This is a genomic window from Paraburkholderia phenazinium (assembly GCF_900100735.1).
GTDB classification, from domain to species: domain Bacteria; phylum Pseudomonadota; class Gammaproteobacteria; order Burkholderiales; family Burkholderiaceae; genus Paraburkholderia; species Paraburkholderia phenazinia.
Genome location: NZ_FNCJ01000001.1, coordinates 1 through 25556, shown reverse-complemented (window position 1 = coordinate 25556; position 25556 = coordinate 1). Strand labels below are relative to the sequence as shown.

Genomic DNA, 25556 nt, shown 5'->3' with positions numbered 1-25556 from the left:
GTCAGGAGGTCGTGAGCATGTCCCAGCGTCCTGCTGTCCAGATTTGTACCTCACTCGAATCTGGTTTCCTATGCTTATCATCATTGCGACAAGGTCGTGCGCATCCGTCACGCGAAGCATCAATGCGTATCGTGGCGCGTCCTGCACGCAGCGACAGTTCATGCATTCTTCGGGAACCAATTGGAGCGCCTCATGAAAGGCAGTCAATTGACGCTGTTCGCAGCCAATCAGAGCCACCGCAAGAGTCACATGACCGTCGTCGAGTGGATTCTGGACAAGACGAAAGAAGCCGGCATCGAGGGCGCAACTGTGATCGAAGTGAGCGAAAGCATCGACGCGCATGGCAAGTACCACGCGGCGCGCTTTTTTGAATTGGTCGACCAGCCCGTCGTGGTCACGGTGGCCGCGGAGGATGCACGCATCGATGCACTGCTCGATAGCCTCCGACATGGCGGTGTTCAACTCTTCTACACGCGCTGTCCCATCGAATACGAGGTGCTGGGCGCAGACGTGAGAGACGGCGAGGAGCATGACGATGGGCACGCTTGCAGCGATTGAGCGCATTACCGCGGACGAAGTGCTTGACTCCCGGGGCAACCCGACGATCGAGGTCACCGTGGAACTGCTGGATGGCATCCAGGCGAGCGCGGCGGTTCCTTCCGGTGCGTCGACGGGGGAATTCGAAGCCGCTGAGTTGCGCGATGGCGATAGCACTCGCTACGGTGGTAAGGGCGTGCTAAATGCCGTGCGCAACGTCAACGAATCGATCGCCGAGACGCTGGAAGGTATGCGAGTGGACGACCAGCGGCGCATTGACACGACCCTGATCGAGCTGGACGGCACGGAATCCAAAAGTCGCCTCGGGGCCAATGCGATTCTCGGCGTATCGCTGGCGTGCGCGAAAGCTGCCGCACAGGCCTGTGGGTTGCCGCTGTTCCGCTACCTGGGAGGCGCCAACTCGCACGTGCTGCCTGTGCCGATGTTCAACGTGTTGAACGGCGGCAAACATGCACATCACGGTCCCGATGTTCAGGAATTCAAACTCGTGCCGCTCGGCGCGCCGACGTTTCGGGAAGCACTGCGCTATGGCGCTGAAATCTATCACGCGCTGCACGAAGTTCTCGTAGAACTGGGGACGACGACGAACGTAGGCGACGAGGGTGGGTTCGTCCCGCAACTGCCCTCGAACGTCGCAGCGATGGAAGCGATCATGCGTGCAATCGAACGTGCGGGCTATCGTCCAGGAGACGATGTCGCGATCGGTCTGGACCCTGCGGCGTCGTCGTTCTATCACGATGACCGGTATCACCTGACGCGTGACGGTTTGACATTGTCGTCCGACGAGATGATTGACTACTGGAAAACGTGGGTAGCCCGGTACCCCATCGTCTCGCTTGAAGATCCCCTCGCGGATAGCGATTGGGCGGGATTTGCCAGTCTGACTGCACAGCTTGGCGGGCGCGTGCAGATCGTCGGTGATGATCTGTTCGTCACAAACCGCAAATTCCTGAGCCGTGGTATCCGGGAAGGCTGCTGCAACAGCATACTGATCAAGCTTAACCAGATCGGCACGGTGACAGAAACGCTCGACACTGCGCGGCTCGCGCAGTCCTCGGGATACACGTGCCTGGTCTCGCACCGTTCGGGCGAGACGGAGGATACGAGCATCGCGGACCTGGCGGTCGCGCTTAACTGCGGCCAGATCAAATCCGGGGCACCCGCACGCGGCGAACGCGTGGCGAAGTACAACCGTTTGCTTGCGATCGAAAGAGTGCTGGGGCGGGACGCCGTGTTTGCCGGCAAGGACGCATTCCGGCAGCGCCAATAGAGGACGCCTGACGGCAGGGCTGGATCCAGTCATGAGGCGTCGCGCGCGAGTTCCGTCGCCCGGCCGGGAGGATCGCCCGCTGCGCGGAAACGATGCTGCACGGCACAATCGTGTGTCGTGGTGCCTGTGAACTAGAATGAATCAAGCGGTGGATGACCGGGCCTGCCTCGGTCGAGCAACGCGTTGTTACTCCGGGTACTGCACGCAGCCACGCGCGCGCCGCTCGGAGTTGCGAGGACCGGTGGGCGGCGGAGATGCACGATGAACGGCTATCAACTGACGTTCTATACAGAGCAGAACAGGAAGCATGGCCATCAGACCGTATGCGAATGGCTGCTGCATGAGGTTCGCCAACTCGGTATCGGTGGCGCGACCGTCATCAATTGCGCCGAAGGCATCGGCCACGCGGGTTCCCATCATGCGGCCCACATGCTCAGGCTCGACGATCAGCCGGTGCAGATCATTCTTGCTGTGACTGAAAAGGAAGCCGGGCAGCTTCTGGATCTCGTGCGCGCCGAAAACGTACACGTTTTCTACATGCGCTTTCCGATCGAGTTCGGTGTGATCGGTGACGACGTCCCGCACAAACCGTCGAAGCATTTTTCCCTGTTCGGCCGGTCAACCGGATAGGAGAAAACGCGGACCTTGCATGCGTCGGCGCGTCACCTATACTCAAAACTGATTTTTGTGGAGATGGCATTCCTCCCTAACCGCCGCTAGCAAGCATTGCGGCTAATGATGCCTACAGGGTCCCCGGGCGCTTCGGGGCCGGTAGGCATTTTTCAGCCGGCTCGCCTTTTCGAGCATTCCGGGCATATCGTTGCCCACAAGAACGCAAAAAACATGGAATGCGCAAGCGAGTCGCCGCGCGGCAATGGTTGCCGCCCCCGTCCATACGCATTGCCGCGACTGCGCGCAGCGATCGGCTCGGGCGTTCAAATCCGGTCCCAAGGTGTCGTTCAACAACCCTTCGTCTTCACGGAGGGGGTATGAGCACGCGCGACGTCGCCCTCCAGATTGCCCAGGTGTTGACCGTCATCGCACTGTCACCGCTTCTGCAAGGCGTCATCCTGCAATGGGAAGAGCGTGTGCAACGCGCCTGCGGCCCAGGCATCTTCCAGCCGTATCGAGACCTGTGGAAGCTTTTCCACAAGCAGCTCGTCGTGCCCAACTCTGCCTCGTGGATCTACTGGACTGCACCGGTAGTCGCGTTCACCTGCATGCTCACGGTGCCGATCCTCATCCCGGTGCTCACTGACTTTCCGCTGCCGCTTTCCGACATGGGTGACATCCTTGGCGGTGGCCTCATTCTGACATTCGGGTCGTTTGCGGTCGTGCTGGCGGGTCTGGATTCGGGAAGCGCCTATGGCGGCATTGGCTCAAGCCGCTCGGTGATGCTTGGCATTCTCGCGGAGCCCACGCTGATCCTCGTACTGGTCGGCATCACGCTGCTCGCCAAGGCCATGCTGCCGTTCGTCGTGAACCATCTGCTTGTGGCACAGCCATCCGTGTACTGGAGTCCGGCACACCTGTTTCTCGTCTTCGCGTTTTTCGTCCTGTTGCTGGTCGAGACGGACCGCTTGCCGATCCACTCGAGCACGCACATCGAGGTGTACATGATCGAGGAGGCACGCATCCTCGAGTACTCCGGGCCGCTTCTGGCTCTGCTCAAATGGGCGTCGATGATGAAGCAGTTCATTCTCTACACCATTTTCTGCAATGTGCTGACGCTGCCGTGGGGCCTGTCGCAGCATGGCACGGCGCTGGGTGCACTGGGTGCGGCGATCGGCCTTTTCCTGCGCATGTTGCTGGTCGCGCTCGTGGTCGTGCTCGTCGAGACGGCGCAATCCAGGCTGCGCTTCTTCCGGTATCAGGAGCCGCTTGCGGCGTCGTTCATGCTGGCGGTGCTTGCGATCGCCGCGAACCAGCTTCGGTGACACGCCATGCTGCTCGCCCACCTGAGTCCGCTCGCCGCATCGCTCTTCAGCCTGCTGGCGATTGGCAGCCTGCTGCTTGCGTTTGTGATGCTGGGTTCGCGCTGGTTGAAGGACTATCTGCTCGCGTTCATGGCCGAGTCGTGGCTGATCGCGGCGCTCTCCGGCGCGGTGGGCTACTACGGCAACTATCACGAGCTATATCTGATCGCGCTCCTCACCGCTTTTTTTCGGGGTCTGGTGCTGCCTTATCTGATCTGGCGAATCATCATCCGGCTGGAAGTCGAGCGGGAATTGCATGTGATCCTGCAGCCAAGTTCAAGCATCGTGCTGGGTGCGTTGCTGGTGCTCTTCGCGTTTGTCGTGTCGAACCATCTGGGCAATGCGCTGGGCCTGGGTGGCACCGTGGTGGTGCTAGCGCTCACGGTGATGCTCTCGATGAAGCTGATAGGTTTTCTGATGCTGACGGTGCGGCATGAGGCGATCAGTCAGGTGCTGGGCCTCCTGATTCTGGAGAACGGTATCTTCCTGGGCTCCCAGATTCTCGTGCCGGGCATGCCGATGCTGATCGAACTGGTGTTGCTGTTCGATCTGCTGGTTATAGTCGTAAGCTTCGGTGTCCTGGTCCGCTATCTGGTCGCCCACGTCGGCAGCACGAGCAGCCGTGAACTCAGACGGCTGGTGGGGTGACCATGATCGAAACGTGGAGCGTCGTGATCGTCGTTGCACCGGTCGCCGCGGCAGCAATCTGCGCGGCGAGCCGGCGCGCGCACGTCGCTGAGTATACGAATCTCGCCGCATCGATTGTCTGCGTGGTCGCGGCGGTTTCGCTCGTCTGCACTGTCAAGGAAGGACATCGCTTTCTGCGCGACTACGTGGTGGTCGATGCGCTGGCCGCCTGGACCCTTGTTTGCACGGCGCTCGTGTATTGCCTCGCCTCAATCTACGCGGTTGGCTATATGCGGCTGCTAGCAGAGGAGCGTGAGCGACTGCCGAACTTCTATGCACTCTTCGCGCTCTTCGCGGCGACGATGATCTGTGGGCCGATCATGAACAATATCGGTGTCTACTGGATCGCGATCGAGCTGACCACGCTCGTGAGTACGTTCCTCGTCGGCTTCGAGCGCGGCCAGGAAGCGATCGAAGCGGCATGGAAATACATCATTGTGGTGTCCGCGGGCATCAGCCTTGCATTGCTCGGAACGGTGCTTTTCTACTGGGCTGGCAGTCTTGTTATCGGCCCGACTTATGACATGACATGGGACACGCTGCGCCGTGCGGCTCCCAGGATGAATCCCGCGCTTACCCAGATGGCGTTCCTGCTCGTACTGGTCGGCTATGGCACCAAGGCTGGCCTCGCACCGATGCATACGTGGCTGCCGGATGCACACAGTGAGGGGCCGGCGCCTGTGTCCGCCATGCTCTCCGGAGCGCTTCTTAATACGGCGATGCTTGGCGTCGCGCGCTTCCTGACGATCACCGATGCCGCCAGTTCCTCGTTGCTGCCACGCACCGTACTCGTCGCCTTCGGCACGTTTTCGCTCTTTGTCGCCGCGCTGTTCATCGTGCGTCAGGAGGGCGTCAAGCGGCTGATGGCGTATTCCAGCGTCGAGCATATGGGCGTGCTGGCGCTCGGCCTGGGATTCGGCGGCCCGCTCGCGATTGCTGCGGTCCTGTATCACATGCTCAACCATTCGCTGAACAAGTCGTTAATGTTCTTCGGTGCCGGAAACGTGATGCGCGTGTTCGGCACCAAGGACATGGGTGAAATCCGCCACGTATGGGACCGCTTTCCTGTCACGGGCGCACTGTGGCTGGCCGGCGCAGTAGCGATTACGGGAGCGCCGCCGTTCGGTTTGTTTCTAAGCGAACTGACGTTGATGCGTGCAGGGATGACGAGCTCGAACGTCTGGGCCGTGATCGTGATGTTGCTCCTGCTGATCGTGATCTTCATCGGCTTTCTCAACCACTTCAGGGCCATGTACTTCGAAGCCCGGCGCGTGGGCGAGGTGTACAAGGTCGAGCGCACGGTGAGCGCCAGCGCATGGATGACGGTTCCGATGTGGCTCGCCTTTGTGCCAGTACTGGTCCTCGGTGTGTGGTGGCCGCAGGACCTGTGGCGTTTCTTTGAAATGGTTGCCGCGGATCTGGGAGGGCAGACGCGATGAACAACTGCGCGCTCAAGGAAGTCACGCTCGCCGGACTCGGCGCGGCCACCGACGATCTGCTCGGTCGCGGAGGACGCATGCAGGCCGCGTACGCGTGGTTCCCGCGACCGGACGCGCCGGAAATGCGCTATATCGCGACGGCACCTGGCCGGCGCGAGTTCGTGAGCTGGCGCATCGAGACGGGCAACGCGCCGGTTCCCAGCCTTGCCAGCAGGTGCCCTCTGCTCGGCTGGTACGAGCGCGAGATCATGGAAATGAGCGGCGTCGCGTTTGCCGGACATCCCGAACCCGAGCGCCTTGTCACCGCATTTTTGCCGCCGACGGCGCGCGGCCCGCTCGAGCCGGTGGATGCATCGCAGGCGAGCATCGCGGGTTCGCTACCGGCCCCGACACTGCCTCAAGTCTCCGGCAAGCACGTGCAGTTATTGCCTTTCGGTCCCGTGCGCGCCGATGTCGTCGAGTCTGCCCAGTTCATCTTCTACTACGTTGGTGAGGGCATTCTCCACTATCACCCGAATCTGTTCCTCAAGCATCGCGGAATGGAAAAGCAGTTCGAGGGAATGGACATCGAACAGGGCATTCTGCTGGCGGAGCGCGTTGCGGGCATCGATAGCTTCGCGCATGCACTCGCGTATGCGCAGGCGGTCGAAGACGCCGCAGGCTGCGTCGTGCCGCCTCGCGCACGGTGGCTTCGTGTGATCGCAGCGGAACTCGAGCGTACCTACAATCATTTGCATTACCTTGGGCACTTGTGCCACACGACCACGCTGAAGGTCGGCGAGGCCCAGGGCAAGCTGCTTGAGGAGCGCGCCAAACAAATGAATGCGCTGGCCTGCGGAAGCCGCTTGCTGCGCAGCATTGTGTGGCCCGGCGGGGTACGCCGCGATCTGGACGTGGTGGCGATTGCCGAGGGCGTCGCGGCGCTCCGCCCCGCACTGGAGCGGTATGTCGACCTGATCGAACGGACCACCAGTCATCTCGATCGGCTCATTTCCACGGCACCGCTCAGTCAGCAGCTCGCCTTCGATCAGGGCGCGACTGGACCGGTCGAACGGGCATCAGGCGTCGACCGGGACCTCAGGCGGGATCACCCGTACGCCGCGTACGATGAACTGCCGCCCGCTGTCGCGACCCGCAGCGAGGGCGACGCGTTTGCCCGGATGAAGGTGCGGATCGCGGAACTCCGGACGAGTCTGGTGCTGCTCGACAACGCGATCATGCACGGCATTCCCGCTGGGCCGCTACTGGAGCTTTGCCGCTGCGCGCCGAACGCCGAGGGGCTCGGCTGGGCGGAATCGTCACGGGGCACCGTGCTCTACGCGCTGCATCTCGATGACAGGTCACGCATTGCGCGGGCGAAGATCAAGTCGCCCTCGTTTTCCAACTGGCGGGTGTTTCCCTTCACCGTGCACGACAGCAACATGATGGACTATGCGATCAACGAAGCGAGTTTCGGTTTGACTATTTCGGGCTGTGCGCGATAGGACGGAGCGACTATGTCTCTATGGACCTGGTTTGGGCTGACGAGCGGCAGCGCAAGTACCGAATGGCCGCTCAAGGGCGATGCGCACGGTCAGAAGGGCTTGCTCGGCATGCCGCGTTACGATCCGGCCAGGTGCCGGGAGGGTTGCGACGCGTGTGCCGAGGCATGCATCACGCACGCGATCACGTTTTTCGCGAGGCCGGGAGAGCACTCGCCGCCCGAGGTGGACTGGGGCCGCTGCATCGTCTGCCAGCGATGTACCGAAGTGTGTCCCACAGACGCCTTCTCGCCATCGGCGGACTGGGCGGTTGGTGTGACCAGTCGAGACGACCTCGTGTGGGACGAGGCGTTCGCTTCCCGCGTGCCACGCGAGGTGGTCGAACGGACGCGCCGCACATTCCGCCGCAGTCTGCATATCCGCCATGTCGACGCGGGGTCGTGCAATGGTTGCGAATCGGAACTTCAGGCCTTGAACAATCCGTTCTACAACCTGCACCGGCTCGGCATCTTCTTCACGGCGTCACCGCGCGCGGCCGATGTCCTGCTCGTCACCGGGCCGGTGACCCACGCGATGCGTGCGCCGCTGCTGGCGACGTATGAGGCGATGCCCGATCCGAAGTGGGTCATCGCGACAGGGACATGCGCGGTGTCAGGTGGCGTCAGCGGAGGAAATTACGCTTGCGGCAGCGGCCTCGACGGCGTCTTGCCGGTCGACGTCTACCTGCCGGGCTGTCCGCCTAACCCTGCTGCGATCATTCATGCTTTGCTGTTGATAGTCGGTCGTGCGGAGCAACGGATGCGAGGAGGGCAGCTTGAGCGTTGACCTGATTCTGGCGGCGAGCGCCCTGTGGCTCGCCACCGCCATTCTGTCGCCGATGCGCTCACTCCGGCCGTTGCTCCGATATCTGCTGAGCGCCGGCTGCGTGCTGGGCGTCGCTGCGTGTCTGATCGCTTTGCCCACCGCACCCCCCCGCATTGAATTTCCGTTTGCACTCGCTTCGCAGCGCATCGCCTTCGCGCTCGACCCCGCAGCGCTCTGGCTGCTCGGCTTCGGTCTGGTACCGGCGATCTTCGCCTGCTGGCTTGGCTCGCCCCTCTCGGGCCGTTCTGGCACGTGGTGGGCGGGGGCATCGCTGAGCCTGCTCGGCGCACTGGGTGTGTTCGGTCTGCAGGACGGCATGTCGATGCTCGTCGCCTGGGAGGTGATGAGCCTGGGGGGAGCGGTGATGCTCGCCGGCGAGCGCGCGCGTGAAGCCGGTGGCAAACCCGTGCTGCTCATGCTCGCGCTGCTCGAGGTGGGCGCGATTGCACTGGTCTTCGCGATTCTGCTACTCGACCACGCGTCGGCCACCATCGGCTTCGGCGCATTCAGCGCCCATGCGCCGCAGACCTCAGCGCTTCTGTCGTGGGCGGCCGGTATCGCGTTGCTTATCGGCTTCGGCGCGAAGCTCGGCCTCATCCCTTTCTACGAGTGGTTTCCGCGTGCGTACTCGAGCGGCAGTGGTGCGACGGGCGTGCTGTTCTCCGGCGTCGTACTCAATGCGGCCTATTTCGCGCTGAGCCGCGGCTGGAACAGCTGGCTGGGCGTCGCTCACGATAGCGGCACGGCGTTCGGGCTCGGCGTGGTCGCAATCGCGATTGGCGTTGTCAGCGCGGTGCTGGCGATCCTGTTCGCTTTCCAGCAGGACGACTGGAGAGCGTTGCTCAGCTACTCGTCCGCAGAGAACGCGTCGATTGCGGTGGCGATGCTCGGCGTGACGCAACTCTTTCGCAGCGATCATCTGAACGATCTCGCCGGCCTCGCGTGGACCGTCGCGTTGTTGCATCTCGCCGGACATTCGCTTGCCAAAGGCGCGCTGTTTCTGGTCGCCGACGGCATTCAGGCGTCGACAGGCAATTACGACATCGTGCCGCGCGGCTGGATCAGAAACAGCGGCTTCATGCTGGGGCTCGGCGCACTGTTCGCTGTGATGAGTCTGGCGTCGATTCCCCCGCAAGCGGGCTTTGTCAGCGAGTGGTATGTGTTCCAGTCGGTGTTTCAAGGCTTTCATCTATCGGCTTTTACCGGGCGTCTTGCGCTAGTGCTGGCCGGTGCGGGCCTCGCACTCGCTGCAGCGGTGGGATTGGCGACGTTCATCAAGCTGTTCGGGCTGGGACTGTTGGGAATGCCGGACCCGGACTATCAACGTCCGGTGCCCCGGCGAAGTGCCGTGGCCGTCGGCGTGCTAGGGCTTTGCGTGCTTGCGGTGGCCGTTGGTGCGCCGTTGTGGCTCAACGCGCTGGCGAGCGGAGCCCAGACGCTGTTTCAGGCCAACAGTCCCCAGGCAATGGTATCGGGATGGCTGCTGGTGCCGCTGACCGACAAGTTTGCCTTTATCTCGCCGTCGAAGCTCATCATCGTGATGCCGTTGCTGGCGCTCATCCCGCTCGCGCTGTTGCGGCTCACGAGAACGCGCCCGGTGCGGCGCACGGCGGTCTGGTTTGGCGGCATGACCCAGCATGGCCGTGATGCGCTAACTACGCCGCTGACGTTCTCGAATGCGATGCGCACGTTCTACAGCTTCGTGTATCAGCCGACCATGAGCACCGAGCGCGAACATGCGCAGCGCGAATATTTCATCAAGCGACTGGTGTTTTCCGAGGGCGTGACGGACCTTTTCGAGCGGCATCTCTTCGAGCCAGCAGTCCGGATCGTGACGTGGTGTGCCGACAGGCTGCGCGCATTACAGTCCGGCAACCTGAACTTCTATCTCGCACTGGTCGGCGGTCTGCTTGTGGCGATACTGGCGTTGACACTCGTATAGCCTGCTTTGAGTGGACGATAGCGTAATTCTTGCGCAATGCGGCGTTCCTCGATTAAAATCACGCCCGCTGGAGATGGCATTCCTCCAAACAACCGCCGACCCCTCGGCTGATGATGCCTACGAATTCCTGAGTGCAGGAGGTCGTAGGCCGTCCACGCGACGTCCTGTCGCTCAGGTTTGATGTTCTATCGAACCTGAAAATCATGAAACATCTCAAGTCTGTCGAGCAGTTCGCCATGGTGCCGTATCTCGTGCGCTGGCTGCTGCTTTCATGCGTGTTGGGCACCCTGGCCGGCTCCGCCTCCGCGCTTTTTCTCTTTGCACTGGATCGCGCAACCGATACACGAATGGACCACCCCTGGTTCATCTGGCTGCTTCCATTCGCGGGGTTCCTGACCGGCTGGGTCTATCACCGCGTTGGCAAGAGTGTCGAGGGCGGCAACAACCTGCTGATCGACGAGATTCATGATCCGCAGAAGATCGTGCCCAAGCGCATGGCGCCGCTTGTCCTGGTGGCCACTGTCATTACCCACCTGTTTGGTGGCTCGGCTGGCCGCGAAGGCACGGCGGTCCAGATGGGCGGGGCGCTGGCCGATCGTGTCACGCAACTCTTTGGCCTCGGGCGCGAGGAGCGTCGCATTCTGCTGATGGGCGGCATCGCGGCGGGTTTTTCGTCTGTCTTCGGCACGCCGCTCGCGGGTGCGATCTTCGGTCTTGAAGTGCTCGCGATCGGCCGCCTGCGCTATGACGCATTGTTCACCTGTCTCGCTTCGTCCGTGATGGCCGACGTGGTGTGCCGCCTATGGGGCATTCACCACACCGTCTATGCGGTCCCGTTTGTGCCGCCCCTCACGGCGCTTGGGATGGGATCCGCGATCGTCGCTGGAATGGCCTTTGGTGTGGTCGGGATGCTCTTTGCAGATTCAACGCATGCGTTGTCGGCGCTCATCAAGCGCAAGATCGCCTACGCGCCGGTCCGGCCGCTGATCGGCGGTGCCGCCGTGGCAATCTTCGCCACGATCTTCAATGTTCCGCAATTCCTGGGTCTCGGCATTCCAACCATCGTGCAGGCTTTCAACGGTTCGCTGCCGGTGTATGACTTCGCGGGCAAGTTCGGCTTTACAGTGGTGACGCTCGCGTCCGGGTTCAAAGGAGGAGAGGTGACGCCGCTCTTCTATATCGGCGCGACGCTAGGCAATGCGCTGGGCCACGTGCTGGCGTTGCCGGTGCCGGTGCTCGCGGGGCTCGGTTTTGTTGCGGTGTTCGCCGGCGCGGCGAATACCCCGATCGCGTCGACTGTGATGGCGGTTGAACTCTTTGGCCCGCAAATCGGTGTGTACGCCGCATTGGCCTGTGTCGTCAGCTACCTCTTCTCCGGGCACACGGGCATCTATCGCGCGCAACGGGTCGGCCATGCCAAACACCCACTCCTGCCTGCCGGCATGCGCCTGGCCGAGATCCCCGCATTGCGTCGCGCAGCCCGCAAGGCCGCGACCGCTTCCGCGCAATCCTGAGCACTTTGAACTCTCGCTGATTGACATCATGACCAAGCTGATTTCGCTTCGACTGTATTTTCACCACTCCGAACGTGCCCGTCCGACGCGTTTCTGGCATCGGGTGTCGCGCCCAAGTCTCGCCTCGCATTTACTTCGCCACGCGAAGAATGCAGGCATCGAGCAGGCGCTACTGCATCGTGTCCATGCGGGTTACCTCAAAGGCGACCGGCTTCATCACGAACACATCGAGGTTGCGCATCACCGTTTCCCTCATTGCATCGAGCTCATTGACCTGGAGGCTAAGGTGCGTGACTTCTGGAACATGCACGGCAAGGGGCTCGACAATGTCCGGGCGATTTTCCTGCCGTGTGAATTGCCGACGTAGTGACCTGACCGACAGACCACACCATCGGAGTCGACGATGAACGCACAAACCAGGCTGCGCCTGACGGGCAAGTTCTCTCTGCTGGGGTACGCGTTAGTGGCGACCGAGGCAATGGCCTGGGTCCTGTCCATTGTCGTGAATGCCGTCTACGAAAGTGTCCCGCTCTTCTGGTTCGGGGCGTTCGGCCTCTTGACGATGCCGTTTGTCATCGCCTGGATGCGAGCGGACGCTGCACGGGCCTATGAGACCGCGGTCAGGCTGCATTTTGTGGCCTTGGAGGGGGAACCGGCGCAAGTGGTCTCGATCGCCGACGATTGTCCCAAACGCTGGTGGGTGTTGCTACATATACGGCTTCATCCGGAGGTGATCGGAGCGGCCGACCGTTGAGCCGGGCAATGGCTCTCTGGGAGGTGGCATGGAAAATCAGACGGCAGGCTCCGGAAGTCGGCGGGCGATGCGCTTTGTGCCGCTGGTGGGTATCCTGAGTTTCTTCGCCGATTTCACGTACGAAGGCGCGCGCAGTATCCTGGGCCCTTTCCTCGCAGCCGCGGGCGCATCGGCAACAATCATCGGGGTCGTCGTCGGGTTCGGCGAGCTGCTCGGCTACGGGCTGCGCGTCGTTTCCGGCAGGATGGCCGACGCGACGCGACGCTTCTGGCCCATCACGATCTTCGGCTACATCGTCCAGATGGCCGCGGTGCCTGCACTCGCGTTGACACACAGCTGGCAGGCGGCAGCGTGCCTGATCATCCTTGAACGCGTCGGCAAGGCAATACGCAATCCACCCCGTGACGTGATGCTCGCGAGCGCCGCGCAACGCATCGGCGGATATGGATGGGCTTTCGGCATTCACGAAGCCTGTGACCAGTTCGGTGCGATGGTGGGGCCGCTTGCAGTGGCGGCGGTGCTCGCCACACGCGACGACTACCGGCTGGCGTTCGCCGTCCTGGCCGTGCCTGCCGTGTTCAATCTGTGTTTTCTCACGGTGGCGCGTCTGGTCTTTCCCCGTCCCCAGGACATGGAGCAGCGCGCGGCGGGTGAAGCAGGGGCTGGTAGCTTCCCGGCACTTTACTGGGTCTACCTCGGCGGTGCAGGTCTCGTCGCGGCAGGCTTTGCCGACTATCCGCTCATCGCCTACCACTGGGTCAAACACCACACACTGACAACGGAATGGATCCCGATTTTCTATGCTGTAGCCATGGCCGTGAGCGGCGGAGCGTCGCTCGCGCTCGGCCGTCTGTTCGACCGGTACGGCTTCAAGGTGCTGATCGGGTTGACGGGCGTCTCGCTACTCTTCGCGCCGCTGGTGTTTCTCGGTGGAAGTTTCGGTCTGGCGATTCTCGGCGCCGCGCTGTGGGGGATGGGCATGGGCGTGCATGAATCGATCATTCCTGCCGCGGTCGCGCCGATGGTTGCGCAGTCGAGAAGGGCCTCCGCGTTCGGCATGTTCACCGCGGTGTACGGGGTTTGCTGGTTCGCGGGCAGCGCCCTCATTGGCTGGATCTACGATCAGTCGGTAATCGGGGCCGTCGCATTTTGTGTGATTACACAGGCGATGGCTTTACCGGCCTTTGTCTGCGTGAGCTGGCGTCGCGAGAAGGGTTAAGCGGCGCACCGGATCACTGGAGGTAACACCATGGCAGCGGCACGTCGCGCAACGACCGTTCCTGCAACGTCTCGGCGAATATGGCCGAATCCTCTGTTGCGACGCGAGTGAAGTGTCCAAGTCGCCCACGGTCCGGTATGACAACGAAAACGGCCTTTCACGAGCGAGCGATTTTCGTCCGATTAGGGTCGCAGAACTGGGACATCGAGTCGGTAGCAGTCGCTCGGACATCGGTCATTCCTGCCTTGATGGCAAGCCTACTTTGCACAGCAGGGCTTCGTGAGAATCGGTCGAAGCGAGGTGCCGTTGCCGCTTTTGGCGTCTGCCCGATCTCTGCGACAGCTGTGCTGAAAAGGCGTTAGCGTGTCACGGACGCCCCGGACGTGTTCCCGATTGCGACCTTCAACGTGGTGACTTAATGCGTGCATAGGATGTTTATTTTTTCCGCCGAGCCATGTTCGCCAGCATCAAAGCACGGGTCCTTACGGACGAAACCAACGTCTACACCGAGATTCCTGCGCTTCTTACCGCGTCAGGGATTCTTGAACCGCTGATCGACTACTTCCTGCACCGGAGCCATGATCGGAGTCTGGAATGGATGCGGAAACGCAAATGGCTTTGCCAAACCTGTCATGCTCGGATCGAGTCCAGAGAGCATGGGCTTTACCACGCACGCGTCGGCGCAGATGGTCGCGGACGAGCATCTGAATTTCGTCAGCGGCAAGGACACATACTGGGCCGTGGGCAAATCGCTGGTTGCGACGTGATAATGAAGAGCATATTCAGTCTGATGCTGCTGCTGGTGGTCAGCGTATCGAGTTGCGCGATGCTTAGCAGGCCGATGCTGGCAGAAATCGGGATAAGGTTTACTTGAGAGCCGAACCCGATTTTTGCCATGCCTGCACGTGCACGAAATGGATCATCGGGCGGTTGGTCAGTCCAACCGAAGGACGTTAATTATGTCGAACCACCGTGCGGTGTGGCTTGGCACGTGACGGAGACGAATTTCAAAATGTACAACCTGATTGTGACTGGCGCCGAGGGCGCGTGGACTAACAATTTCTATAAGGCAGACCGAGGCCGCTTTCTCGAGTTCACAACAGACGAACTTGTAAGCACGCTCAAGCCACTCACACCGTCCGCAATCGAGGTGCTCAAGAGCATCCCATGTCTGTTCGCCTACGAGGCAGTGATTGGCGGCGACATGCGGATCGGCAGGCTAAAAGAGATCAAGGAGCGAGGCCGAGATATTCTCATTGAATTTGAATTCGATGATTCAATGCCGCCGCTCGCTTACGCTACCGTAAAACCGATCGCCGAACTGTTAGACATACGCGAATGGGAAATGAATCGTACCCATTGGGCTGTCAAGGACGAAGACCTGATAGCTCGGCTGCGAACCGCAGAGCTGATTCCACCGACGGACGTCCCTGCACCTCCGCCGCAGGAGGAAGTGAAAGCAATTTTGGCACGAGAGGCCGATCAGGACATCGCATCTGTTAGTAGCGTGCAGGAATTCATTGACACGGTCCTGTCGAAGCGACGATCTGACGGCCGCGAGATCTTCTATCGCGGGCATTCAGCGAGAAAGCGCTACAAACTTGAGCCCTCACTGTTTCGAACAGACAAAGACGGCAACTACCTCTACCTAGATAACGAGGATCTGCTCTATCGGGAGCTTCTCGTGATCAATTCGCGTGAATTTGAACCCGACGTTTATACGCTCGACAAGCTCGTGCGGATGCAGCACTACTCACTCCCAACTCGCCTTCTTGACATCACGTCAAATCCGCTCATCGCACTATATTTCGCATGTAAGGGAAACTTTGGAAAGAAGGAAGGTGGCGTCTATGTCGGCGAGGAGGAAGGCGAAGTCATTCTGTTTTCGCTACCGCGTGACCGAGTCAAATATTTCGACTCGGATTCAGCGGCCTGCATCGCAAATCTCGCGCGGCTGCCAAAGGTAGAAAAGGACCGGATCGATTTTTCAATTGTTGATATCGGTGCGTTTAACGAACAGATGGCGATCAAGCGCCTCGTACATTTCATTAGGGAAGAAAAATCTTTCTTCGAACACCGCATCGATCCAGACACACTTCGTGGCATCATCTGTCTGAAAGGGAAGAAGTCGAACGACCGGATTTCGTCGCAGTCGGGCGCCTTCTTGTTGTTTGGAATTGACGCAGTCTTCGACGAGGGAGGCGGCAACACAATTCAGGTTGACCGGATTCGTGTTCGGAACAAGGCATCGTTGCTCGCTGAACTTGATCTGCTGAACATCAATGAAAGCACCGTTTTCCCACACATCGAGAATTCAGCACGATATGTGGCTCACAAATATGCCTTTGACAACTCCATACAGCCCACGGCAAAGACACTCTCGGAGTGATGTCGATGTGACTCCATGTTCGTACGTCCCTGTGTCCTGAATCGCAAAGCCATAAGCAGCCCTAACCTACATCGATCCTCCGTGCCCTTGTACAGTATTCCGCACTCGATGCGAGCGATTTCATCGACCGTTCCGACGCGCTATCGGAGTCAGTCACTGCCAAAAATGGGCGGATTAAGATTCTCCAAAATGTCATAGGAAAATCCAAATGACTGCGGAGCTTACGTGAAACATCGATACGTTAGACATCTTGCGAGATACAAAAACCGTCCGGAACGAGCCCCACCAGCGAACCCGCGGCGTCAGCAAAAGTGGATGAAGCGACCCAGAGCCATCGGATGAACAAACGCAGAGCGACGCAACGCAAACGCTCGACCACCCAAGTCGCGGGAAGGGCGGATCGATCACATAGTTAGCGGCAGGGCGAACTCTCGGCCCGGTTACACTCCCTAGAACGCAAAGAGATCACTCCATCGGGGAGCCCATGACACAATCAGACGCTTCGGACTGGCAGAACCTGCCCGTTCAGGTTCAGCAAGCACTGTCGGCTGGTTGGAACACCGGCGCGATACCTGCTCCAGCATTGGCGCTTTACAGCCGGTGGTGGCAACTAGAGACCTGGCTTCGTTCACTGATCTATGTGGAATTGCGCAGCGCGCATGGCAGCGCATGGGCGGACGGGTTGCCGCCGAATTCGGCGAATCGTCAACAGCAGGACGCGGCGTATCACTACATGCAAACGCCCGACGCACAGGACCAACTCGCGTACCTAGACGCGTCGCCACTTCTTCAGCTCACACATGACCAATGGCCGCTGTTTGGTTCCTATTTGCCAGCCCAAAAAATCTGGGCAGGCCGCATCGAGGAGCTTAAACAGATCAGAAATCGAATCGGTCACTGTCGCCGGCCGCATGACGACGATCTTGATCGCATGGAGCAAACCCTGCGTGACCTTGAGCGCGGCGCCCTCCGAGCAACTTCATCGTTCAATGATCATTCGCGGCCGAATCAGCAATGGTCGGACGTTCTTGTCCATAATTGGGTGCACAACAATCATGCCGACGCGCACCTAATTGACCACGCGAGTAAGCAGTACGACGCGAGCTTCCGTCTCACGGTCTCAACTCGGCCGTGGGCGCAGTCCCCTGCACCCCACGACACCAGACTCGGTCCCCGGCCGGGCTGTCTGTGGCACGCTTGTTGGTATTTCCGAGGGGGCCGGTTCTTCGATCTGGAGCAGTTCTGGCGAGAGATCGAGATCGACAAGGACCTCATCATGCTGGTATGCGCGGATTCCGCATCAAGTCTCCAGGTCTCGTTCTCGGCGCTCGAAGATCAGCAGCAGGTCAGCGATGTCATCGGCCGAAGCTTCGAATCGGCGCTGGCGAACATCCGCTTCACTCACCACGACGAGGATCCCGCCACCTGGGCGAAGCGTTTCGCCAATCTGGATCCCCGGGTGCATGCAGGTACGCCATGGGCGACGGCGCATTCCTCGATGCGAGGGGTCAGCCTGTTTTGCGCTTGAACGCTCTCGGTCCGTAGCACGTCGCCGGCTAATGGGCCGAGCCCGTGTGGCCGCAGGAGGCACTGGGTCAGGTCGTCACCGACCGGCGCCCCCACATGGCTGACCACGAAGAACATAGGAAACCAACGGTGACAAAGACAATCGAGCTTGACATTCCCGACGTCCCCGCGCCAACGAATCCGTTTCTTGGATACTGGGGGGCGCAACTTGTCATCGGGCACTTTTCGGAGTCGTCGAAGATCATCACGCTGTCGTCGACTTTCGTACGCTGCGTGTTTTCCGCGCGCGAGGACTACTTGGCCGCGACGAAGCATCTTTGCACGGCATTTCAGTCCACCCGCGAGATGCATCTGAGTGAGCTCTACAGAAGCATCGCGAGATTCGAGTCGTGTATCAGCAGCATGTATCTCGCAGAGCGTGCCTTCGTCCGGCTTCGCCGTTGTGACGAGTTATCGGCTGAGAGTGCAGCGGTGATCAACCAGGAAAAGCCAGCGTTCATTGCGCCCACCGTCACAGGTAAACTGAAAGCCGCGCGCGACACAATGGAGCACATTGAAGAGCTTCTCGCCAAGGGAAAATTGACGGAGGATCTTCCATACATGGTGCAACCAACGGGGGAAGAACATCCGCGGACGGATCCCGCACAACTCGCAGACACGGTCGTCGTCATCGATCGACTCCGCATTGGCGAGCATGTCGTACGTTTTGCCGAACTTGCCGAGTGGCTCGGAGAGATGATCGTCTATGTCGAAAAACTGCGATCACTGATGCCCACACGATATACATCGACGCGCGGCCCGCATTGACGACAGGACCGTAAGAGGAAATGAAATGAATCAGCCAGCATTGCCGCCTTGGGGTGCCAAGGACGTCAAAATCGACCACTATGTCATCCGGTTCATGAAGGATTCCGTGGACCGCGAATTCGTCGATGTGGTCGATGAACTGGATCGCGCTGTGCAAACGTTCGTGGGTGCGGTCCATGATGACACGTCGCGCGATCATCAGATGGCGACTGCGCGAGAAGCGATGATCGTCTTTGGTCAGCTCATCCAGCTTTCGACACCGTCCACACGCGGCTTATGGGCACGGCCAGTGCCACTGCGTGTGACGATGGAAGTGGCGCATGCGCTCATGCAATGCTTTGTGGCCAAGCTGTCGCCCAAAGACGGCCATCGGTTTAGCGACGAGGCCAGCCAGAAGGCACTTGGCTTTTACCGCGCCTACGCCGATCACGATCGCACGGAAAGAGCGATATGGGATCTCAAGTTTTACGACTGGGCCCGCCTGAAGAATCTTATCACCGAGGATCCGCACCCGCGCTGGGAAGGCGAACGAGCAGTGACGTCTTCACGCGACGAGCTTGACGATTTCTTCCGGCACTACGAGGCTCGGATTCTGCAGAACCTGCTCAGCTATGAGCGGAAAAGCTACGATGGAATCAACTGGCGGATAAAGTTGTCCGACCCGCTTCAGGACGGCGAGAAGTGTGAGTTGATCGCGGCATGGACCCTGCACCCGCGCGAGACCAAAACAGTCGACGAGAATGCGTCTTCTGGTGCGGCCGCGTAGCCCGTGTGCGTCAATCGACAGGCAATTCCCTCCGATCGCCAAGATGTGGCGGGCGCGTATCATTCGGCATGGCCGCTGGCCGCTGGCGGCGGTCGGCGGTCGGCGGGAGTCATCCCGCTAACCGCGGGACATCAACGCCGACGAGTTCGAGATCCCCTTCATGCAGAACCGAAAACCGATCCCGCAGAATTATGTGAAAACCGGCAGAGCCTGGTTCGCACTTCTGCGCGATATGACCGCCGCTGACGCGCTTACGGAATTCCGCGTCGAGGTCAAAGCGTTCGTTACGCGGGCTGAGGGCGAGCTGGAGGTGATCGATGGTTTTGCGAAAGAATCCTGATCTGATCAACCACACGGTTGATTTAACCTGACCAAGCTAAAAATTAGTGCGCCTTGCTGATTTCATTATGCCAAATGACGTGTCTCGATCCTGTCGTCCGTCGCAGGGCGTGTTCGAAACCGGCACAGACATGATAAATTTGCGGTCACTCTTTCGGTGCTGAAATCTTCGACGTGCGTCAAGCAGTTTGCCGCATTGCGAAGCACCGTATTACAGACTGTTAGAGCAGGGATTTATTGAGGCGGACGTTGCGCCTATCGGGGATACGACGTGGACGAAAAAACGACGGGATCTTGGCTGATCCACCATACGCAGCGGCTGCAGCGCGCCGAATACCTTCCGGGCTACGATCGTATCTATATCGCCGGAAAAGCTGGAATCCTTCTGTCAGCAATATCAGCCGACAAAGCAAGCGAGCTTTCCCGCGAGCGCGTCAACGCGCTTGCGACCGCTTCGAAAATCACGCCTCTCGAATTGCCGGGCTTGCTCACTAAGCTTCAGGAACGAGAACTCATAGATCAAACGGCTAACGGCGTGAGCGTTCTCGGGGTTACAACTCAGGCCGCGACGCTGATGCATACCGCACGATTGTTCGCAATCAGCGATCCCACACCGATCGAGAACGCTGCACTCGCGCTCGCAGAGGCCGCATCTCAAGCTCCCCTCGACTACAACGAAGCGCTGCAAATCGGGGATGAACACAAACTGACCAAGACGCTTGCGCAGCAAGCGATCAGCGAGTCGAGCGACGTCGGATTCGTTGACGTGGAGTCTCTGTCTGGCGGTCAACAGTTGTTCTTCAATGGCAACTTGTTCCGGCGAGACAACACGGAGAAAATTAAGCGGGTTTTAGACTCCCTTGGTTCCGCGGACCAGAGACTTCTCAACGACGCTACGACGCAGCTGCAACAGCGCGGCTGTATCGAAGTCACCGAGATCCGACGGATGCTCGGCGATGCGCTTTTCGAAAAAATCATGTCTGTCGGATTGTTCGACATCAACGTCGTAAGCAACCCGCAGGAGGAAACGGGGTTTGTAACGCTTCCATCCGCGTTCAGCAAGTTCAGTACCTCTACGGTCGACGACGCTTTCGACTTGGCGAAAGCCTTCGTTAGCTCCATCACCTACGGCATGACGAAAAGTCCAAGTCACAGAGGTCGCATAGAGTTTGTCGCAGCGTTAATACGGACATTGATTCGCGGCGAGCCGATCGGCCCGGTTCCCGCAATCGCGCAGGATTACCGAATTCTCGAAGTCAAGGGTGTTGTGCAGGTGAAAGACGGCGCAAAGAACGGGCGGAAAGGGCCAATGATGTGGCTGCTGAAGCGAGAGGTGGGAGAGTTGGCATTGCAAGTGATCATGCAGGGCGATGCCAGCGAGCAATCTCTTGATGCATTACCCAGCGCCGCGGTCTCACGATATCGGGGCCCCGAAGAAAACCAGCAAATCGTGCGCAAAAAGCAGGTCAAAGAGTCGCCGACCGTGACGAATGACATCCTGCGCGTCCTGCGGACCACCGGAGCAAGGTAATGGCAGAAACCCTGGCAAAAGGCGCAATGTTGGAAGAAGCTTTGCGCGCGTATTTCATCAAGGCCGGCTATTTTGTCGTTCGTGGCGTCCCGTTCACCTACGAGGGCTTTGACGTCACGGACATAGATTGCTGGCTATATGGCCGTGCATCATCGGTCTCGCGCGAAATCGCAATCGTAGATATTAAAAACAAGAGAACCCCTCAGGCGATCGAACGGATTTTCTGGTGTGCGGGTCTGCAGCGCGCGATAGGTGCGAATCGAGCCATTGTGGCAACCACTGATAAGCGACAGGAGGTTAAAGACTTCGGTCGGGAATCTAATGTGCTAGTCCTAGATGGAACCTTTCTTGGGAAGCTAGAAAATAAAGGTGCACATCTTGAGCAGCGTCTTTCCGACGAAGAATTCATCGCCGTGATCGGAGAGAATCCACTCGATAAATTCGAAGGAAACTGGAAAGCGCGGATGCGGAAAAACAAGGGCCTGCTCGCCCGCGGGCCGTCATTCGATACGTGCATTGAATGGCTAGCCGAGGGGCGTTACTTCGTCGAACAGGCGACCACGCGTCAGACCCAGGCTAACAAAGCCTTGCGATGCCTTTATCTGTTGTGCGCGTTTATCGCGATCGGAGTCGACTACGAGCTGCGCGATCTTTCATTTACTGAATCCGCTGAACGAAGCAAACTCATCGCGGAAGGCTTCACCTATGGATCGAAGGGCCGGACCGGCCTGAAGAAACTCGTTGATCTATCAATTGGACTGGTTTCCGCCTATGCGAATGAAGGGCGCGCGATCGCGACACAGGTGAAGTCAAAGATCGAGAACAGTCTCGACGAAATCCCGACCTCAATCCTGGGTGACTACTTTTCCCGACGTGACGTCCTCGGATCAATATTTCAGACGGCAAGCGAGTTCGAATCGCTCGCAATGGCTCGAGACTTTAAGCATCACAGCGGCGCGTCCACCGAGGTGCGCGCGTTTCTTGGGTGTTTGCTCGATTACTGGGGGATTGATAGAACGCATCTTTCGATCGCTCACCATGCGCACAACGGTGGTTTGCTGGACGCGGAAGCCCGGACCGGTCGGTTGATATAGTGGCTGCCTGGTCCCGGAGTCCGTCGTCGCGCGCTCCCAACCTGGTGTGCGGTTCGTGAAGGTCACTCACCGGACTTGGCCCGTTAGCCTACCGGAGTGCGCGCACAAAAATAAAACCCGCCGGCTCTCCGAAAATCGGGAGCACGGCGGGCGTGGGTTTAAGCCGGTCAGAATCTTTGCAACAGCAGGTCCATCGCGGCGACAATTTCGTCGTACCGGTCAGCGAGACTGCCGACACCTTGCTTTAACAGCTTTACGGACACGACGCCCATCGACTGCGTCAGCATCACATACTGCTCGCCGTCGATGTCGACCACCGGATTGAGGCGGGTCGCTGGCCTCTGCAACTCGGCCGACGGCACCAGCGGGATCACGACCCGGGGGTCGAGGTGGCCCATCGTATCGGCCTGCACATTCAGCAGGTAACCGACATTCAATTTGGATATGAGCTTGCCCTTAAAGAATATTGGGTAATTGCAAGGCTCGGGCAACGCTTACTATCAGCCACTCTCAGCGAGCAAATAGCTCACGGCTCATCGTCGGCCAATCCATATATGCCGAACGAGCCGGCGCCGAGGCAATGGACAACCAACCCCGGAGATGGGTCTCTGAGTATTCAACGGCCCTGCGTTTGCCGAGCGGAAGTACGTTGCCGCTTTTCGTAGTACAACGCCGCACGTAGTTCCGCATTTTCATTGGCAAGCTTGGCATTGTGCATAGCACTGCGGAATACTTCGGACTGGCGCATGAGTGAGCCCAAATTGCTGAGATAAGCAATCTGACTGTTGATGCTCTCATGCCCAAGCGCCTCGGCAAGGGCAAGCGCAACACTATCTGCCGAGGTATCGAGTCCCAGCTCTCGCCGTGCCGCTAACTCCTTACGGACAAAATTGTGTGCAAAGGAGTGCCGCCCACAATGCAAGTAAGCGCGCAGCAAACCCGCCTTGACGGATTGCGCTAGTTGACTATCACAGGCGGACGCCAGCGATGCGGCAGCAATGCCGAGATGTCGCTGGCCTTGTGGGTCGGCAGCCGCGTGAGGATGTCTTTCAGATAGGCGTGCGGGTCGTGGGCGTTGAGTTGGGCCGAGCGTATCAGGCTCATGATGGCGGCAGCACGTTGGCCTGCTCGTAGCGAGCCGGCGAACAACCAGTTGGCCCTTCCGATGGCCCATGGGCGGATCTGGTTTTCGACCCAATTGTTGTCTATGGGCACATGCCCGTCGTCGAGATAGCGCGTGAGCGCTTCCCAACGTTTGAGGCTGTAGTCCAGCGCTTTCGCAATCGCTGAACCCTCCGAAACCAGCTTACGCTGCGCCACCATCCATTCATAAAGTGCGTCACACACCGGTTTGGCCCGGCTCTGCCGGAGTTTGCGCCGCTCTTCGGCATCCAGCACTGCAGCGTCGCGCTCGATATCGTAAAGCGCAGCGAAGAACGGCATGGCCTGTCCAGCGACGTGGCTGCTGTGATTGGCATGCAGGTCGAAGAACTTGCGCCGTGCATGCGCAGCACATCCGATTTCAGTGATGCCCTGCTGGAATCCGGCCTTGTATCCGCCATAGTCGTCGCACACCAGCTTGCCCTGCCAGTTGGCGAGGAAGGTGCGGGCATGCTCGCCTGCGCGGCTGTCTGCGAAGTCGTAGACCACCGCGCGCAGATCACTGAAGTGCGTGGGCGTATACGCCCACAGGTACGCCCGGTGTGTCTTCCCTTTACCTGGACTAAGCATCTGTACCGGTGTCTCATCCGCGTGCAGCACACCCTGCTGCAAGAGTTCCTGATGCAGGGCATCGACCAGTGGCTGCAACTGTGCGCCGCACGTGCCGACCCAGGCACCCAATGTCGATCGCGGTATTGCCAGACCCGCCCGCGCAAAGATCTGTTCCTGACGATACAGGGGAAGGTGGTCAGCGTATTTGGCAACCAGCACCGAGGCCAGCAGCCCCGTGGTCGGGATGCCCTTGTCGATGACGTGTGCGGGCACTGGCGCCTGAATCAGCGTTTCGCAGCTCTTGCATACCCACTTGCCACGGATATGCCGCTCAACCGTGAACACGCCCGGCGTGTAGTCCAGCTTCTCGCTGATGTCCTCACCGATGCGCACGCGCTCGCAGCCGCACTGGCATACGGTGCTATCCGGCTCGTGGTGGATCTCTGTGCGCGGCAGTTGCGCTGGCAGTGATGCGCGCTTCGGTTGCTGGGATGACTGGTCGGCGGTGGCTTGCGGCTGAAGCTGCTCGAGTTCCAGTTCAATGGCGGCCAGATCCGCGTCGATCGCTTCTTCCAGCAGGCTCATCTGCTCGCTGCTGAACTGTTCGCTGCGCCGGCCAAACTGCAGGCGCTTGAGAATGGAGATCTCGTGGCTCAGCTGCTCGATACGCGTCTGCCGGTAATGCAGTTCGCGTTCGTTCTCTTCGACCTCCCGCGTCTTCTCCTCAATCTCCCGGTCTCTGTCCTGCACCTGGGCAATCAGCTGCGCGGCGAGCGTGCGCAACTGTTCCGGGCTGAGGGCGTTGAGGTCGGCGGGCAGGTTCATGCAAACCAGTCTGCCAGAACCCCTGGCACCATGGAAGCGCAACAGTTAACGTCCCTGTTGGCCTCATACGACGCGAATCACACCGTTCGGGCCGATGCGCTGCCACGGCAAACCGACCACCAGACCTGCGAGCTGCTCCTGTGTGAGTATGTGTTGCTTTGGTTCGCTGCCAGCGTGCGGCCAGACGAACTGTCCCTCGTTCAGCCGTCGCGCTGCCAGCCAGATCCCGATTCCGTCGTGAATCAGCACCTTCAGGCGATTGGCCCGCCGGTTGGCAAAGAGGTAAGCATGGTGCGGATGTGCAGCGCCGAACACCGTGATCACGCGCGCCAGTGCCGTATCGAAGCCGGCACGCATGTCCAGCGGGTCGACTGCCAGCCACACTTCATCAATGCGGATCACGCGAGCCACTCTCGCAGCCAGGCGGCGCATTGCGCTGCCTCTGATGTCGGCCAGCTAACCGTAATCGACTGGTCTGCGCGACGCACTTCGACGCGAATCTCAGCCGTACGCGCGCTTCTCGTCTCAAGCGGCAACGGCACAAATGCCGGTGCCGCTTGAGACGGCGCCGCCACGTCGCTACGCGCCACCAGCACGCAATCGTTCCTTTCGGCCTGCTCTACCCAACGTCGCAGCAGATTCGCGTTCAGCTTGTGGTGCAGGGCGATCGCCGCGAGCGACACCCCGGGGCCCTGGCAAGCTGCCACCACCTGGGCTTTGAACTCGACGCTATAGCGCCGGCGTCGACGACGGCCAGGTGGCGCTTCTTCTTCGATAGTGTTCACGTGTCCACCTATTTAAGTGGATACGATGCTCCCAAGACCTTCAATGCAACTCAAGACGGGATGGCTAGGCGCTTAC

Annotated in this window: 25 protein-coding genes and 2 riboswitches; of the genes, 21 read left to right on the top strand and 4 right to left on the bottom strand. The window is 59.8% G+C overall.

Translation table 11 applies throughout. From position 1 onward, the window contains the following. The first annotated feature begins 192 nt into the window (after positions 1-192). From BLQ92_RS00125 to BLQ92_RS00025, 21 genes are all read left to right on the top strand, one after another. Positions 193-558, top strand: a complete 366-nt coding sequence (locus BLQ92_RS00125) for a DUF190 domain-containing protein (protein WP_090680290.1) — start codon at positions 193-195, stop codon at positions 556-558. Beyond that, on the top strand, positions 536-1828 hold the full coding sequence (gene eno, locus BLQ92_RS00120) for a phosphopyruvate hydratase (RefSeq protein WP_218133024.1): 1293 nt from the start codon (positions 536-538) through the stop codon (positions 1826-1828). The genes BLQ92_RS00125 and eno overlap by 23 nt, the downstream gene beginning before the upstream one ends. Before the next feature lie 261 nt (positions 1829-2089). Beyond that, entirely contained in the window at positions 2090-2458 is a 369-nt protein-coding gene (locus BLQ92_RS00115) for a DUF190 domain-containing protein (RefSeq protein WP_090680284.1), read from the top strand. A gap of 50 nt (positions 2459-2508) precedes the next feature. After that, positions 2509-2580: riboswitch (Fluoride riboswitch) on the top strand. Between the two features lie 237 nt (positions 2581-2817). Next, entirely contained in the window at positions 2818-3765 is a 948-nt protein-coding gene (locus BLQ92_RS00110; protein ID WP_090680283.1) for a respiratory chain complex I subunit 1 family protein, read from the top strand. 6 nt (positions 3766-3771) lie between these two features. Further along, positions 3772-4452 carry a hydrogenase gene (locus BLQ92_RS00105; protein WP_090680279.1) on the top strand — a complete coding sequence of 227 codons (681 nt, stop codon included), beginning with the start codon at positions 3772-3774 and terminating at the stop codon, positions 4450-4452. Between the two features lie 2 nt (positions 4453-4454). After that, on the top strand, positions 4455-5930 hold the full coding sequence (locus BLQ92_RS00100; RefSeq protein ID WP_090680277.1) for a proton-conducting transporter transmembrane domain-containing protein: 1476 nt from the start codon (positions 4455-4457) through the stop codon (positions 5928-5930). Continuing rightward, entirely contained in the window at positions 5927-7414 is a 1488-nt protein-coding gene (locus tag BLQ92_RS00095; protein WP_090680274.1) for a hydrogenase large subunit, read from the top strand. The genes BLQ92_RS00100 and BLQ92_RS00095 overlap by 4 nt, the downstream gene beginning before the upstream one ends. Before the next feature lie 12 nt (positions 7415-7426). Continuing rightward, positions 7427-8236, top strand: a complete 810-nt coding sequence (locus BLQ92_RS00090) for an NADH-quinone oxidoreductase subunit B family protein (RefSeq protein ID WP_090680271.1) — start codon at positions 7427-7429, stop codon at positions 8234-8236. Next, positions 8226-10217 (top strand): proton-conducting transporter transmembrane domain-containing protein, encoded by a 1992-nt coding sequence (locus BLQ92_RS00085; protein WP_090680270.1) that lies wholly within the window; start codon positions 8226-8228, stop codon positions 10215-10217. Before BLQ92_RS00090 ends, BLQ92_RS00085 begins: the two co-directional genes overlap by 11 nt. Before the next feature lie 60 nt (positions 10218-10277). Continuing rightward, a riboswitch (Fluoride riboswitch) is annotated at positions 10278-10344 on the top strand. A gap of 76 nt (positions 10345-10420) precedes the next feature. Further along, the gene (locus BLQ92_RS00080) at positions 10421-11731 is read left to right on the top strand and encodes a voltage-gated chloride channel family protein (protein ID WP_090680268.1); all 1311 of its coding nucleotides are present in this window, start codon (positions 10421-10423) and stop codon (positions 11729-11731) included. A gap of 28 nt (positions 11732-11759) precedes the next feature. Beyond that, complete coding sequence (locus tag BLQ92_RS00075) at positions 11760-12098, top strand: DUF190 domain-containing protein (protein ID WP_090680266.1); 339 nt, start codon at positions 11760-11762, stop codon at positions 12096-12098. Positions 12099-12134: 36 nt separating this feature from the next. After that, positions 12135-12485: a hypothetical protein gene (locus BLQ92_RS00070; RefSeq protein ID WP_090680265.1), complete on the top strand. Its 351-nt coding sequence runs from the start codon at positions 12135-12137 to the stop codon at positions 12483-12485. Positions 12486-12513: 28 nt separating this feature from the next. Then, entirely contained in the window at positions 12514-13704 is a 1191-nt protein-coding gene (locus BLQ92_RS00065) for an MFS transporter (RefSeq protein ID WP_218133023.1), read from the top strand. Between the two features lie 656 nt (positions 13705-14360). Beyond that, entirely contained in the window at positions 14361-14471 is a 111-nt protein-coding gene (locus tag BLQ92_RS00060; RefSeq protein WP_244896601.1) for a DUF2345 domain-containing protein, read from the top strand. Positions 14472-14716: 245 nt separating this feature from the next. Further along, positions 14717-16093, top strand: coding sequence for an FRG domain-containing protein (locus tag BLQ92_RS00055; protein WP_090680261.1), 1377 nt, complete (start codon positions 14717-14719; stop codon positions 16091-16093). Between the two features lie 484 nt (positions 16094-16577). Next, positions 16578-17621, top strand: a complete 1044-nt coding sequence (locus tag BLQ92_RS00050; RefSeq protein WP_176860718.1) for a Swt1 family HEPN domain-containing protein — start codon at positions 16578-16580, stop codon at positions 17619-17621. Between the two features lie 128 nt (positions 17622-17749). Next, a complete protein-coding gene (locus BLQ92_RS00045) occupies positions 17750-18427 on the top strand; it encodes a hypothetical protein (protein ID WP_218133022.1) in 678 nt (225 codons plus the stop codon). Between the two features lie 25 nt (positions 18428-18452). Continuing rightward, positions 18453-19193: a hypothetical protein gene (locus tag BLQ92_RS00040; protein WP_090680255.1), complete on the top strand. Its 741-nt coding sequence runs from the start codon at positions 18453-18455 to the stop codon at positions 19191-19193. 160 nt (positions 19194-19353) lie between these two features. Continuing rightward, a complete protein-coding gene (locus BLQ92_RS00035) occupies positions 19354-19533 on the top strand; it encodes a hypothetical protein (protein WP_090680254.1) in 180 nt (59 codons plus the stop codon). Positions 19534-19803: 270 nt separating this feature from the next. Beyond that, positions 19804-21063: a hypothetical protein gene (locus tag BLQ92_RS00030; protein ID WP_090680252.1), complete on the top strand. Its 1260-nt coding sequence runs from the start codon at positions 19804-19806 to the stop codon at positions 21061-21063. Then, on the top strand, positions 21063-22157 hold the full coding sequence (locus BLQ92_RS00025) for a hypothetical protein (protein ID WP_090680249.1): 1095 nt from the start codon (positions 21063-21065) through the stop codon (positions 22155-22157). The genes BLQ92_RS00030 and BLQ92_RS00025 overlap by 1 nt, the downstream gene beginning before the upstream one ends. 167 nt (positions 22158-22324) lie before the next feature. Here the strand turns inward: BLQ92_RS00025 and BLQ92_RS00020 are convergent, their stop codons facing one another. The 4 genes from BLQ92_RS00020 to tnpA all read right to left on the bottom strand — a co-directional run bounded on the left by BLQ92_RS00020 (position 22325) and on the right by tnpA (position 25480). Further along, complete coding sequence (locus tag BLQ92_RS00020) at positions 22325-22594, bottom strand: CcdB family protein (RefSeq protein ID WP_218133021.1); 270 nt, start codon at positions 22592-22594, stop codon at positions 22325-22327. A gap of 520 nt (positions 22595-23114) precedes the next feature. Further along, complete coding sequence (tnpC, locus tag BLQ92_RS00015; protein ID WP_090680246.1) at positions 23115-24695, bottom strand: IS66 family transposase; 1581 nt, start codon at positions 24693-24695, stop codon at positions 23115-23117. Positions 24696-24758: 63 nt separating this feature from the next. Next, complete coding sequence (gene tnpB, locus BLQ92_RS00010; protein ID WP_175772483.1) at positions 24759-25097, bottom strand: IS66 family insertion sequence element accessory protein TnpB; 339 nt, start codon at positions 25095-25097, stop codon at positions 24759-24761. Further along, complete coding sequence (tnpA, locus tag BLQ92_RS00005; RefSeq protein WP_244106250.1) at positions 25094-25480, bottom strand: IS66-like element accessory protein TnpA; 387 nt, start codon at positions 25478-25480, stop codon at positions 25094-25096. Before tnpA ends, tnpB begins: the two co-directional genes overlap by 4 nt. Positions 25481-25556: the final 76 nt, after the last annotated feature.

Excerpts from the sequence above, each read along its gene's own strand:
- eno (WP_218133024.1), top strand. The coding sequence starts at position 536 with ATGGGCACGCTTGCAGCGATTGAGCGCATTACCGCGGACGAAGTGCTT.
- BLQ92_RS00050 (WP_176860718.1), top strand. The coding sequence starts at position 16,578 with ATGACACAATCAGACGCTTCGGACTGGCAGAACCTGCCCGTTCAGGTT.
- BLQ92_RS00095 (WP_090680274.1), top strand. The coding sequence starts at position 5,927 with ATGAACAACTGCGCGCTCAAGGAAGTCACGCTCGCCGGACTCGGCGCG.
- BLQ92_RS00035 (WP_090680254.1), top strand. The coding sequence starts at position 19,354 with ATGCAGAACCGAAAACCGATCCCGCAGAATTATGTGAAAACCGGCAGA.
- BLQ92_RS00090 (WP_090680271.1), top strand. The coding sequence starts at position 7,427 with ATGTCTCTATGGACCTGGTTTGGGCTGACGAGCGGCAGCGCAAGTACC.
- BLQ92_RS00125 (WP_090680290.1), top strand. The coding sequence starts at position 193 with ATGAAAGGCAGTCAATTGACGCTGTTCGCAGCCAATCAGAGCCACCGC.
- BLQ92_RS00110 (WP_090680283.1), top strand. The coding sequence starts at position 2,818 with ATGAGCACGCGCGACGTCGCCCTCCAGATTGCCCAGGTGTTGACCGTC.
- BLQ92_RS00100 (WP_090680277.1), top strand. The coding sequence starts at position 4,455 with ATGATCGAAACGTGGAGCGTCGTGATCGTCGTTGCACCGGTCGCCGCG.
- BLQ92_RS00055 (WP_090680261.1), top strand. The coding sequence starts at position 14,717 with ATGTACAACCTGATTGTGACTGGCGCCGAGGGCGCGTGGACTAACAAT.
- tnpC (WP_090680246.1), bottom strand. The coding sequence starts at position 24,695 with ATGAACCTGCCCGCCGACCTCAACGCCCTCAGCCCGGAACAGTTGCGC.
- BLQ92_RS00040 (WP_090680255.1), top strand. The coding sequence starts at position 18,453 with ATGAATCAGCCAGCATTGCCGCCTTGGGGTGCCAAGGACGTCAAAATC.
- BLQ92_RS00075 (WP_090680266.1), top strand. The coding sequence starts at position 11,760 with ATGACCAAGCTGATTTCGCTTCGACTGTATTTTCACCACTCCGAACGT.
- BLQ92_RS00065 (WP_218133023.1), top strand. The coding sequence starts at position 12,514 with ATGGAAAATCAGACGGCAGGCTCCGGAAGTCGGCGGGCGATGCGCTTT.
- BLQ92_RS00070 (WP_090680265.1), top strand. The coding sequence starts at position 12,135 with ATGAACGCACAAACCAGGCTGCGCCTGACGGGCAAGTTCTCTCTGCTG.
- BLQ92_RS00060 (WP_244896601.1), top strand. The coding sequence starts at position 14,361 with ATGGGCTTTACCACGCACGCGTCGGCGCAGATGGTCGCGGACGAGCAT.
- BLQ92_RS00105 (WP_090680279.1), top strand. The coding sequence starts at position 3,772 with ATGCTGCTCGCCCACCTGAGTCCGCTCGCCGCATCGCTCTTCAGCCTG.
- BLQ92_RS00080 (WP_090680268.1), top strand. The coding sequence starts at position 10,421 with ATGAAACATCTCAAGTCTGTCGAGCAGTTCGCCATGGTGCCGTATCTC.
- BLQ92_RS00115 (WP_090680284.1), top strand. The coding sequence starts at position 2,090 with ATGAACGGCTATCAACTGACGTTCTATACAGAGCAGAACAGGAAGCAT.
- BLQ92_RS00025 (WP_090680249.1), top strand. The coding sequence starts at position 21,063 with ATGGCAGAAACCCTGGCAAAAGGCGCAATGTTGGAAGAAGCTTTGCGC.